Source organism: Psychrobacter sp. P11G3, from assembly GCF_001435845.1.
GTDB lineage: Bacteria > Pseudomonadota > Gammaproteobacteria > Pseudomonadales > Moraxellaceae > Psychrobacter.
In genome coordinates this window covers 2,028,639-2,040,889 of sequence record NZ_CM003596.1, presented here as the reverse complement: position 1 = coordinate 2,040,889, position 12,251 = coordinate 2,028,639, and the positions used below count along the sequence as shown (strand labels likewise).

At 44.0% G+C, this 12,251-nt stretch carries 11 protein-coding genes; 6 read left to right on the top strand and 5 right to left on the bottom strand.

Translation table 11 applies throughout. The annotated features are described in order from the left end of the window. Positions 1-68 precede the first annotated feature (68 nt). The 3 genes from AK824_RS08160 to AK824_RS08150 form a co-directional block, all read right to left on the bottom strand. On the bottom strand, positions 69-722 hold the full coding sequence (locus AK824_RS08160; RefSeq protein ID WP_057760576.1) for a DsbA family oxidoreductase: 654 nt from the start codon (positions 720-722) through the stop codon (positions 69-71). A 110-nt stretch (positions 723-832) separates the two neighbouring features. Next, positions 833-1,387 (bottom strand): carboxymuconolactone decarboxylase family protein, encoded by a 555-nt coding sequence (locus tag AK824_RS08155; RefSeq protein WP_057760575.1) that lies wholly within the window; start codon positions 1,385-1,387, stop codon positions 833-835. 392 nt (positions 1,388-1,779) lie between these two features. Next, positions 1,780-2,070: a putative quinol monooxygenase gene (locus tag AK824_RS08150; RefSeq protein WP_057760573.1), complete on the bottom strand. Its 291-nt coding sequence runs from the start codon at positions 2,068-2,070 to the stop codon at positions 1,780-1,782. 287 nt (positions 2,071-2,357) lie between these two features. Between AK824_RS08150 and AK824_RS08145 the strand changes: the two genes are divergently transcribed. Together AK824_RS08145 and AK824_RS08140 are read left to right on the top strand one after the other, a co-directional pair. Further along, positions 2,358-3,038 carry a glutathione S-transferase family protein gene (locus AK824_RS08145; protein WP_057760571.1) on the top strand — a complete coding sequence of 227 codons (681 nt, stop codon included), beginning with the start codon at positions 2,358-2,360 and terminating at the stop codon, positions 3,036-3,038. A gap of 139 nt (positions 3,039-3,177) precedes the next feature. After that, positions 3,178-3,762, top strand: a complete 585-nt coding sequence (locus tag AK824_RS08140; RefSeq protein WP_057760570.1) for a TetR/AcrR family transcriptional regulator — start codon at positions 3,178-3,180, stop codon at positions 3,760-3,762. A 126-nt stretch (positions 3,763-3,888) separates the two neighbouring features. On the opposite strand, the gene AK824_RS08135 is transcribed toward AK824_RS08140, so the two are convergent. Next, a complete protein-coding gene (locus AK824_RS08135) occupies positions 3,889-4,806 on the bottom strand; it encodes a haloalkane dehalogenase (protein WP_057760568.1) in 918 nt (305 codons plus the stop codon). A gap of 279 nt (positions 4,807-5,085) precedes the next feature. Then, a complete protein-coding gene (locus tag AK824_RS08130) occupies positions 5,086-6,381 on the bottom strand; it encodes a siderophore-interacting protein (RefSeq protein WP_082624689.1) in 1,296 nt (431 codons plus the stop codon). Between the two features lie 193 nt (positions 6,382-6,574). On the opposite strand from AK824_RS08130, the gene AK824_RS08125 reads away from it, so the two are divergent. From AK824_RS08125 to AK824_RS08110, 4 genes are all read left to right on the top strand, one after another. Beyond that, positions 6,575-7,339 (top strand): ABC transporter ATP-binding protein, encoded by a 765-nt coding sequence (locus AK824_RS08125; RefSeq protein WP_057760563.1) that lies wholly within the window; start codon positions 6,575-6,577, stop codon positions 7,337-7,339. Positions 7,340-7,389: 50 nt separating this feature from the next. Beyond that, positions 7,390-8,364 carry an ABC transporter substrate-binding protein gene (locus AK824_RS08120; protein WP_057760561.1) on the top strand — a complete coding sequence of 325 codons (975 nt, stop codon included), beginning with the start codon at positions 7,390-7,392 and terminating at the stop codon, positions 8,362-8,364. After that, a complete protein-coding gene (gene fhuB, locus AK824_RS08115) occupies positions 8,361-10,535 on the top strand; it encodes a Fe(3+)-hydroxamate ABC transporter permease FhuB (RefSeq protein ID WP_057760560.1) in 2,175 nt (724 codons plus the stop codon). The genes AK824_RS08120 and fhuB overlap by 4 nt, the downstream gene beginning before the upstream one ends. A 201-nt stretch (positions 10,536-10,736) precedes the next feature. Beyond that, entirely contained in the window at positions 10,737-12,236 is a 1,500-nt protein-coding gene (locus AK824_RS08110) for a DHA2 family efflux MFS transporter permease subunit (protein WP_057760558.1), read from the top strand. Positions 12,237-12,251 lie beyond the last annotated feature (15 nt).

Here is a 12,251-nt window from a genome sequence, read left to right as displayed (position 1 = left end):
TGATGATACCTTTTTATATACTGTGCTCAGTAGGGGGTAATTGGTAAATCAGATCCAGTTTATTGTTTTTATTCTGGCATGTCTGATAGTTGCTTTAAGATGTTTTTGTAGTTTTCTACACCTTGCGCGCCGCTCACCAGATGACGACCATTAAAGATAACCGATGGTACGCTTTGAACACCTTGCTGCTTTGAATGCTGTACGGCTTCACGTATCACATTGGCAAAGCGTTGATCTGCGATGACAGCGAGTGCTTCATTACGATCTAGTCCAATATCTGCTGCGACATCTGCCAGTACGGTACTGTCAGCCACGTTTTTATTATCAACGAAATGCGCAACGAACAATGCTTGTTTTAGGTCGTGCATACGTCCTTGCTGATCAGCCCAATGCAGCAACTGATGCGCATTAAAAGTATTGTAGGTACGGAAATCATCGGTAAACTGAAAGTTAAATCCAGCTTCTGCACCTACTGCTGTCATTCTAGCTCGGCTCTCTTTGATGTCCTCAGCAGTCGTACCGTACTTCTCCATAATATGCTCACGATAGTTTCGTCCTTCGTGCGGCGTATTAGGATTTAATTCAAATGGGTGCCAGTGAATTTCGTGCGGCGTGTTGGTTTGTTTTAGTGCCTCGGCCAATTGGCTATAGCCGATAGCGCACCAAGGGCATACAACGTCTGACACGATGTCTATTTGTAAGGGTTTTTTTGCCTGTTCCATAGGATCTCTCATTAGCGATAAATTAAAATGAAAAACTGCTGCCCGAAGATGTTTCGAACAACAGTATGAAAACATCAAATGGACTGTGTCAGCGTTAGCTGAAAAACGTATTAGTCGGCTTTATGCCATTCAAATTTCTGGAATGGTTTGTCGACTGGTGTGTTAGCTAGGTGGTTCGTATAGTTGCTCATGACTTTTTGAGCAGCACCAAGAATAACTTCAAGAATCTGACGCTTAGTGTAGCCAGCATCTAAAAATGCTTGAACCGCGCTGTCATCAACGTTACCACGACCACGTACTACAGAAAGAGTAAAGTCACGTAGCGCCTCTAGACGTGCAGTTGGTAGTGGCGTCTCATTACGTAATGCATCAGTGATAGCGTCATCTACTTTCATGCTCTTAGCAATACCAGTATGTGCAGGCACACAGTAATGGCAAGCATGTTCAACGTTGATAGTCTGCCATACAACGGTAGTTTCTTCATCATCAAAACTGCTGTCTAAAAACAGTTGATGTAGCTGTTGGTAGCCTTCTAGCAAGCCAGGCGCTTCAGCCATCACAGCATGTAGGTTAGGTACCATGCCAAATGCTTTAATTGAAGAATCAAGTAAGTCTTTGCTTTCTGCTGGGGCTGTGTCTTTATCGTGTAGAGTAAATTCGGTCATAACATAATTCCTAATAATAGGTTTGAGATTTGGTGTGTTTTAGAGTTTTCATGCTCGCTTCAAAGCAATCGCTGATTTACATTTAATTATTGGCTTGAGTAGTTACTCAAAATTAGCAACTTTGCTTAGTAAGCGAGTCAATAGAGAATACTATAAATGATATTGAGCAATCGCTCAATAATTATTTGAGTAATCGTTCAAGTAAATTGTAATGGCTCAATTACATTCCTCTGCGTAATACATATTATTCTATTAATATCAGTACCTTAATAAGGTAACACTGTGTAAGTAATAAGAGAAAATAATGGTAAAAAAATGATTGTTAGCGTTAATAACGTTATTTTCTCTAGTATTACGAACAAAGCTTATTGGAATGATTGAGTGAATCAGAATTAATTAACTTCAGTCATCTCATGTAGAACGAACGATTCAACCGCGCCTTCTGTGGCGGTGGAAAAGTCTTTTAGATGTTGGTTTTCCATATGGATTTGCCATAGCTCGCGCGTAGCCCAGCTTTCATGAAACATAAAGTGAGTGGGTTTTTCATTATCTTGGAACAAATCATAACGAATACAGCCTTCTTCGCTGCGAGTAGCTGGTATGAGTTTTTCGAGTTCAGATTTTACGAGAGCGATGCTACCGTCCTTTGCTGTTATGTGAGCGATGACGGTTAATGTAGTCATTTTTAATCCTTTGAATTGGTGTGATGGTTAGATGAGTTTTGAGGGTGACTGTTGGTAAAAGAGTCTATATAAGAACAGAGGTATATCGACACTGTGTTTATTATATCAATATATAACATTACTTGAACGACCGTTCATTTATGGTTATAGTGTATATCAGACAATAAAAATGTGCTTCAAATTTCGACGTCTATTTTTGTTATCTCGTTACAGTTTTTATAGTCATTAGTATAGTCACTAGATTTGATGGTCATTAGACGACTGTCTTCATATAATAGGATAAAGTTATGCTTAAATTTTATTTTCATCAAACGCCAAACCCAATGAAAGTAGCATTGTTTCTTGAAGAAACTGGGCTACCTTATGAGCTTGTAGCAGTGGATACGCTAAAAGGCGAGCAGCATACGCCTGAGTACCGTGCTATTAACCCAAACGGCAAAACGCCTGCGCTAGAAGATGATGGCAAACGCGTATTTGATTCTACGGCAATCTTGATGTATCTTTCTGAAAAAACAGGCAAGCTGGCAGGGCAACCAGAAGATCGTAGCGAGATGCTGTCATGGCTAATGTTTGTAGCATCTGGATTGGGCCCTTTTTCTGGTCAGTCTGTTCACTTTAGACATAAAGCGCCAGAGAAAATCCCATATGCGATTAATCGCTACCTTCGTGAGGCCGAGCGTCATTATGAAGTGCTAGATACGCACCTAGAAGGCCGTGAATATATGGTTGGTGATAGCTACTCAATCGCTGATATTTCTACTTGGGGCTGGATTGATAAGGCGACAGTCGTGCTAGGCGAAGGCGGCTTGGATAATTATCCAAATCTAAAGCGCTGGTTTGATAGCATTAATGCCCGCCCAGCGGTACAAAAAGCTCGTGACATTCCTAAAGGTATTGATTTCAAAACTGAGTTTGATGATGTTGCTGCACGTGCGCTTTATCCGCAGAACTTTGATAAAAACAGTTAATCGATAAAAATAGTTAATCGAAGCAAAGAGACTTAATAAGTCTTATAATATAAAAAGTGATTAAAACCAGTAACTAAGGTTGATTATACAAACTTTGCCTTAAAATAGATTTTAAGGCAAAGATATTAAGGTGAAAATTATGAGTGCTCCGATAAAGTTCAATCGTGAGGATGTGATCGAAAAAGCAAAAAATCTCTATTGGGAAAAAGGCTATCACGCGACATCAATGCGTAATTTGCAAGATGTGGTAAATATGCACCCAGGTAGTATTTATGCAGCTTTTGGTAGTAAAGATAAACTATTTACAGAGTCACTGAATCGCTATGCCGCAGATGGTGCTAAGAGATTGGCCGACTGTATTGAACAAAAAGACACAGTGTTAGATGGCTTAAAACATTTTATCCATACGGTGATTGTCTGTAATAGCGCTACCGCGCCTAGTGGTATGTGCATGATCGTAAAGACAGTCGCTGAGCTTACTCAAAACGATAGTCCAGATTTGCTCGCACATGCGACAAATATATTGGAAAGTATAGAGGCGTCGTTTGCCGTGCTCTTTGGACAAGCCATTGATAGCGGTGAGATTAGCGCAGAAAAAGATCCAGTTGAGCTGGCGCGTTATTTCCAAATTCAAATTATAGGTCTCAGGACGTATGCGCAGGTTACTAATGACAATGATGCGGTAGAGAAATATATCGATGATATTTTTAAAAATATCGTATAGTAAGGTTGTATAAAAAGCAGATTTTTTAGTTATGACAGCTCGCGCCTTTTGTCGGTGACCAATCATCATAGTATTACTAAAAACCCTGATTGCTAGTACATTAGCAATCAGGGTTTTTGTCATCTATTACTGTGCTTTTGGATTATCGTTGATGAACTTCAGTAGAAGCTCAGCCAATGTTTCGCCTTGGTCTTCTTGCAGGAAATGACCGCCGTTAGTGATAGTCGTATGATTTTGGTCTTTGGTACCCGGAATTAGCTTTTGCATGATGCGATCGCCGCCACCAGTTACGGGGTCGGAATCACTAAACAGTGTAATAAATGGCTTGCTCCATTTGCTTAGCACGACCCAAGCTGCACGGTTGTTTTCTGAAGCAGGATCATCGGGTGTCGTGGGCACTAGGATAGGAAACTGTCTGGCGCCTTCTTTATAAGACTCATCAGGGAAGGGTGCATCGTAAGCATCCAGTACGGCTTGTGATAACGTCGTTGTGGTACCGCTTTTAATGGTGCCTGCTACATTGAACTGCGGCGTTTCCTGAGAGAACTTCTGCCACTTGCGAAAGCCTTCGCCAGGATCATGATCCCCAGTCGGTAGCATCGTGTTGCCTGCTGCGACGCGATCGAATTTATCAGGATGCGCTGCTACTAAACGTAGACCGATTAAGCCGCCCCAATCTTGACAAAACAGTGTGATATTTTTTAAATCTAATTGATCAAGTACCGATTGCATCCAATCGACATGGCGCTGATAAGTGTAGTCAGTACGCGATGCAGGTTTGTCTGAACGTCCAAACCCAGGAAGGTCTGGCGCGATAACACGGTGTCCTGCTGCTGTTAGTATTGGAATGACTTTGCGGTACAGATAAGACCAAGAAGGCTCACCATGTAGTAGCAATATAGGGTCGGCGTCGCTTGGACCTTCATCAAGGTAGTGTACGCGCAGCTCACCACCTTCTGTATCATCGACCATCAAATAGTTCGGTTCAAAATCGTAATCTTGCAAGTTAGCAAAATACGAATCAGGCGTCCTGAGTTTTTTCATATATCATCCTTGGGTTAGAAAAATAACAGTGCATTCTGGCACAGGGGTTAGACAGTCTATTAGAAGTGAGTCTTTGGGTGCTACTCGACTATCACTGGTAATTCTAGCGATAAGTCTATCTACCTATAGTCTATATTGATTAAACGTTCAAAATGAAAACTATACCCTACATGCATTCATTGCTGCAAACATTAATAGTGGATGCGTCAGTAGCATCCACTATATATAGGATAGGTTTTGATATAGGATAGATTTTGAGTTTCATTTTATAAGGCTAAACTAATCGTGACGCCAATATACCTTTACCACGACATCAGTACGACTTAGCCCAAATCGGTCTTTCAGCAGTGGGCGCAATGCTTTTGCAGTATTCGCTTCTAGTGCTCCCCAAACTTTATCAATCTGTAGAGGGTTATTAGTCAAATAGTCGCCTAACTTACTGTTGATTAGCGTGGCTAACTCTGCTCCTGAGTTTGGTTGATTGGTTACTATGGGCAGTACGGTAAAATGATCATCCTTGCGGCTTTCAGTTTCGCAATCAAGGCCACTGCGCATTTTTACTGTATCGAAATAACTTTGATCGCCTGCATCTTGCGTCACACAAATGACTAATGGTGGCGTAGGGTTGTTCCATAGTTCCAGCAGTCGTGCTGCCGTTGGCATTGAGGTCTCATCGACAATTAGTACCGCTTGACCGTCTCGTAAGTGCTCTACCTTTTCTGGAAACTCTCGTTTTGTGACGACGGTCTCGCCTGCTTGGCGTGCTGCTGCCCAGTTGCCGCCTGGCGTATCTCCATGCAAAAAAACATCGACCCAAGCTCGTATCTCATCATCAGCTTGCCATGCTTTTCTCAAAGTGTAATAACAGTGAGGACGAGCAGGGCGTACGTTCTCCTTATCGCTACCATTAGTTTTATAGTCACCAGCTTTATTGCCATCAGTGCTGTCTATCATCAATGCGTTGTTCATTGCATTGTGTTCTAAATCAAACAAGTATGCGTAACCTGCTTCATTGGTAGGTACTGACGTCGAGCTTGTTGCGCCCTTAGCATTACTTAACTGAGCGGTATTACTTAATGGCGTATCACTATTTAATGACGGCATGCTCAATTCAAGGCGCAGCATATTTTTGCTAACTCTATAACTGTCTTGTACCTCAAATACTTGCTTGGTCAGTTTGATTGTTTTTTTGCCTAGCTTTTTATCTGCTCTCTGTTTTAGCAAGATATATTGGGCTTGCAAGTCATCAAGCTGGGAGAGAGGTGCAGCAAAAGCGATAAAGAAGGTCTGGTCATGGAGCGAGCTGTCTTGAGCGTCAGTTGGTTGTTTCTCTGAGCCTTTTGAACGAGTTTGTATGGCAATGCCTTCAGCATAAATATCAGTTATTTGCGCATCGACCAGATCCAATTCGGCGGTAGATAATGAGGTAAATGCACTTAAGAATCCAAGCAGTTCGTCAAGGTGTTCTTCATTAATATGAGCGACCACACTTGCTATTTCAGGATCGTTTAGGGGAGTGTATTGGCTGTTTTGGTTATCAGTGTTTTCTGTAGAAGCTAAAAGAAGGTTGGTCATATAAATACTCGCAATCAACAGAGCGTTGAAATTAAAGTGAATGAGTTTATAGTTAATGATAATTGTTTTTGTTATCATTTACGAGTAAAATCAATTTTTATTGTGGTTTGATCGTCAAAAATTGGTCTACAACCGATGACCGATAAACAATCATTTTTATGACATATTATTTTTATCAACAATGAGTGCTTATATGCTACGTGCAAACCAGCTGACTATCAGCCGTCAAGGAAATACTCTATTAGACAACGTGACTTGTGAGATTGATACCAATCAGCTGGTGGCTTTGGTTGGGCATAATGGGTCTGGAAAGTCGACCTTGATCAAAGCGCTAGCAGGTGAGATGGCAAGTAGTAGCGGCAATGTCACTTTAGATGAGCACACTATCAATGACTACGGCAGTAAGGAGTTAGCGCGGCAAATGGCATATCTGCCGCAGCAATTGCCAGAAGCTGCTGGATTTACTGTGCGCGAGCTGGTCATGCTAGGGCGCTATCCCCATCAAAAATGGCTGCAAAAGCCAACTGAAACAGATAAAGACAAAGTTGCGCAAGCATTAAAAGTGACTCAAACCGAAGCGTTTGCTGATCGAATTACTGCCACACTATCAGGTGGTGAGCGTGCTCGTGCGTGGCTCGCGATGTGTCTGGCACAGGATACCCGTTACTTATTGCTCGATGAGCCACTTGCTGCACTTGATATGCACTATCAAATCGAAGTCATTCAGCTTATTCGTCGTTTGGTGGATGAGCAAGGCTTAAGCGTGGTAATTATTATTCATGATATTAATTTGGCCGCGCAATATGCTGATCGAGTCATCGCGCTGAAAAATGGTCAAATATGTCATAACGGCGATATCGCCAGTACCATGCAACCCACCGTGCTACACGATATCTTTAATGTCGATATGCAGCTACTCAGTCATCCTATTACTGGACAGCCTGTCGCAGTCGCTTAACGTTTGGTTTCTGCTCCTTCTTTTTAATTCGCCTACAAAGATACGCTTCTATGCCTCCCGTCTTTTATACAGATAAATTATCGAAACGTCCAATAGTGACGTCAGTATCAGTAATGACAACACTGAAATGGTTCGCCCTCACATTGTGCTTGGTATTGACCGCCTGTAATAGTCAAACATCCACTACCTCAGAAGCAGAAAACAGTCATAGCGACAGGATGAATATCGTGTCTCCCGACTGGGGTAATGCAGCGACTTTGACAGCGATGGGGCACGCACCAATTGCGACAGGTGATGTCAGGGTTTGGGATAGATGGGTGGGTAGCCCCAAACTGCCAATATCGATCACAGACTTAGGCATCCGTTATCAGCCCAATGCTGAGCTAATCGCTCAACTGCCTGTCGATATGGTCATAGATAATTATTTTTATGAGCATGCACGCAACTTGTACGGCGATGTGCCTGCAGAATCTGTAATGTCTGCGGCAAAAGGAGAGACAGCAACGTGGGCGGACTATACCGAACCAACGCGGAAGCTTGGCATGCTGATCGATAACCCAAAGATGGCTGAAGACTATATTGTACAAAGTCAGAAAGACATACAGCTGGCCAGTCAGCAATTCCAGCAGCGTTATCCAAAAGCCAATAAATTCGCAGTGGTACAGTTTGCGGATGCTAATAACATGCGTATGTATGTGGCAAATAGCTTATTTCAGCCTGCGTTAGAGCAGATGAATAGAGAGCTTGTGGTATTGGGCAAGGGCAATCAGTGGGGGTTTGTGCCAATACGAATGGGAGATTTAGCGCAATTAGATGATGAGACTTGTCTATTAATTATCGACCCGCTGAGTCCAATTACTAGAGCTGAAATCGATAATAGCTTGATTTGGCAGCGCCTAGGTTATGGCAATACCCGCTGTGTGGGCGAGCTACCACCAGTATGGATTTATGGCGGGATGTCATCATTGGTTAGCTTAGCAGATAACTTGTCAGAAGTTTCATTAAAAGGCGGGGAAGTATTATGAGCGCCAATGCAGACACTAACAACAACTCTATCAATAACCACACCGACAGTGCTCATACGATGACATCAACCTCTCAAGCAGCAACGGTTTCAGATTCATCGCTATCGTCACCCTCATCAACGTCATCGAAACATTCATCATCACCACTGAATCAGCCACCGAACCAACCCAATTCTCAAACTTCCTTGTTTGCCAATTTGTCTTGGCGACTGTGGGCCATGCTCATCGGACTAGCGGCTTTGTCGTTATGGAGTAGTTGGGTACTGATAGATCAGCAATGGACGCGCCCACTTCGTGACTTGCTTATATCAAGCTCGCAATTGGATATTGCCAGTATGGCGATACAGCTACATATAGTGGCAACCAGCGTGGTGGCGTTGTTGGCTGGCGGGCTATTAGGTGTGGTCAGTATTCTACTGCAGCAATTGGTAAAAAACCCACTAGCATCAGATACGACGCTAGGTGTGGGCGTGGGTGCACAGTTAGCCATGCTTATCGTCACGTTATTTTTGCCAAGCTTGGCTATTTATGGCGGACTTTATGTGGCCTTTGTGGGGGCTATCATCAGTATGGGTCTGGTATTTGCCTTATCAGCACCCAGTCGATTTAATCCATTGATTTTGATACTGGCCGGTTTGGTGGTCAATATTTTGCTGGCCGCAGTGGCTAATGTACTGGTGCTGTTCTTCGCTGAACGTAGCAATGGCATGCTGTCGTGGGCTGCTGGGTTTTTGGCACAAAACAGCTGGCATACCAGTATATCGCTAGTCATCACGGCTATTTTGATGGCGGTCGTATGTCTACCATTACTAAAACCATTAACGCTGATGAGTCTAGATGACACGCAGGCAAAACGTCTGGGTGTACCTATTAATGGGATTCGCGCACTTGTTGTGCTGGTGGTCGCAGTCGTGACCGCCTTAGTGATTAGTGAAGTTGGCTTAATTGGTTTTATTGGTCTTGGTGCAGCAAGCTTGGTCAATGCACTGGGCATTTCTTCTATTGGTAAGCGTTTGGCTACTGCTTTTGGGTTAGGGGCACTGCTTTTACTATTGACTAGCAATGTTGCGTTATTGCTTGAGCCAATACTCGATATGCAGATTCCAGCTGGTGCCATGACAGGTATCTTGGGTGCGCCGCTGATTATTTGGCTAATTTTGCGTCAGCGTCGCGAGCGGATAGAGACAGTGACACCGATGCTTGCGGGTAAGCATACATCCATTGCCTTTTGGCGATGGGGCGTTGGTGTGCTCGCTATCATCATGCTGGCTTGTCTTTTTGTACAAGACATCAATGGGTGGGGGCTCAGTACGGACTGGGCGCTCACGCAGCAGTACCGCTTGCCTCGTAGTTTGAGCGCTGCTGCCACAGGTTTGATGCTGGCAGTGGCCGGTGTGCTACTGCAAACCTTAACGCGTAACCCTATGGCCAGTCCTGAGGTATTGGGTGTCAGTTCAGGCGCGGCACTTGGAGTTATTTTAGGATTTTTATTACTGCCAAGTTTGGGGCTATCTGCGGGAGCAGGGACGTTGCTGGTTTCAGGACTGTCAGGGGCGATGGCCGTGCTGCTATTGATTATTTGGCTGGCACGCAGGGTCAGCTCAGGTTATTTATTGTTAGTAGGTATAGGCATTGCCGCCATGATGGATGGGGTGATGCATATGGTCAAGCTTTCAGGAGATCCGCGTCTAGAAGCTATGCTTAGCTGGTTATCAGGGACAACTTATAGCGCTCAGCCCAGTACAGTATGGTATCTCATTGGCATTGCCGCTATCTTATTTATACTCAGTCTACTGCTGATTAAGCCTTTGCGAGTTCTTGGACTAGGTACAGGTGTGGCGCGTAATTTAGGTGTGGCAGTTACGCCAGTGACTTTGTCATTATTGGCATTAGTAGCAGCACTTAGTACGGCCAGCACGCTTGCCGTTGGACCATTGAGCTTTATTGGTTTAATGGTGCCTCACTTAGCTACCTCACTGGGAGCTGTGAAGCTTGAACGACAATTGCCACTAGCTGCACTTTTAGGGGCAGGGGTGATGGTGATAGCGGATTGGATTGGCCGTTATGTTATTTTCCCTTATGAGCTGCCAGCGGGCACGATTGCAGCGATTATCGGTGGTGGCTACTTCTTATGGCTCATTCGTAAGGTACCAGCCTCAGTAAATAGATAGCTCATGTCTTCAAGCATTAAATAGCCGACAATTTTGACTTTATTCAGCAGAGGCCTATCGAATCTTATTTGATCAGCATTTTGATGAGAATAACGATGCTAAGTTTCAGCGAGATTGGATGACGTGTTCGATAGGCTAGCAAAATAATAACTAGGAGCAAGTCATGCCGACCGTCACCCAATTTTATGATGCCACTGCTTTATGAGCAACGCCCCTATAAATAAAGCACCTATAAATAAAACCTCTACAAATGAGACATCTATAAACGAAGCCTCGAATAGTAGTGGTAATGGCTTTACCGACAAACAGGTACAGCAGGTGTTACTGACACTACTGCTCGGCGGTACGGTGGTCAGCTTTAGTAATAGTGCGCTCAATCCAGCGATTCCTGTCTTTATGTCGGCGTTTGATGTCGATATCGTGATGGGGGGCTGGGTGTTAAATGCTTATGTCTTGGCCATGAGTGTGGGGCTAATGCTGAGTGGCTACTTAAACAAAAAGTTTCCGTTTAAGCATGTTTATTTGGCGGCAATTTTTGGATTTATGCTGGGCTCAGTCATTGGGATGCTGGCGTCTAGTATGAGCTTTGTCATCATTGCCAGAGCCATACAAGGACTGAGTGGCGGTCTGATTATCCCATTGTCTATTGGTATGCTGTATCAGATTTATCCGCAGCAGCAGCACGGTAGAGTAATGGCGCTATGGGGCATTGTTATTATGATGTCATTAGCGTTTGGCCCTTTGGTCGGTGCTTACTTGGTTGAGCAGTTTGCGTGGTGGACACTGTTTGCCATTACGTTACCACTTAGTATGGCGGTCATGGCGATGGTGTGGTGGTTAATACCTGACATGCGCTCATATGAAAAAAAGAGCCCTTTCGATACGATCGGGTTTATCAGCTTACTCACTTGGCTGCTTGCGATGATGGTTTGGCTGAGCACGCTGAAAATAGATTTTACTGGTGGCTTATTCAACAGTGACGGCTTATTAAAAATAGCCACGTTGGGTTTATTGTCTATTGGATTTTTACTGTCCGCGATGGCTTGGTGGGCATACGAGCGGCGTCAGAAACATCCATTATTAGACGTGCGCTTGTTTAACAATAAAACCTATTTGCACAGTAATATCATTAGCATTACCCAAACAGTCGGTTTGATGCTGTGTCTCTTGTTATTACCCGTGTTGATACAAGACGTGATGGGCGAGAGTGCTTTATGGACAGGTGTTGTCCTGATGGTCGCGACGCTCGTGGCCAGTATCATCACGCATTACGCTGGCAAGATGGTAGATAAGCAAGGTGCCAGAGGGATTGGCATCGTAGGAATTGCGATTAGTGCGCTGTCTACCTTGATGCTGGCATGGTGCTTGTATCAGCCCACACTTTGGCTATTAATGTTGATTATGAGTATGCGCGGTGTCGGAGTGGGTCTAGCATACCTGCCAACTACGACCGTTGGGTTTAGCAGCTTACCCAAAGACTCAGTCACTGAAGGAGCCGCCCTTAATAACATCAGTCGCCGCATCATCTCTACCATATTTATCACGCTGTCGACCCTTTATATAGGCAGTCGAAGTGCGCAGTTATTAGCAGCAGGTAGTAGTGATGGCATGGCAAGCGCGATCCAAGAAATACTGGTGGTCATCGCGGTGATTTTATTATTCACGATTCCTTCAGCGTGCAAATTGCCACGATCCCCATAGGCAAACACCCCGTAT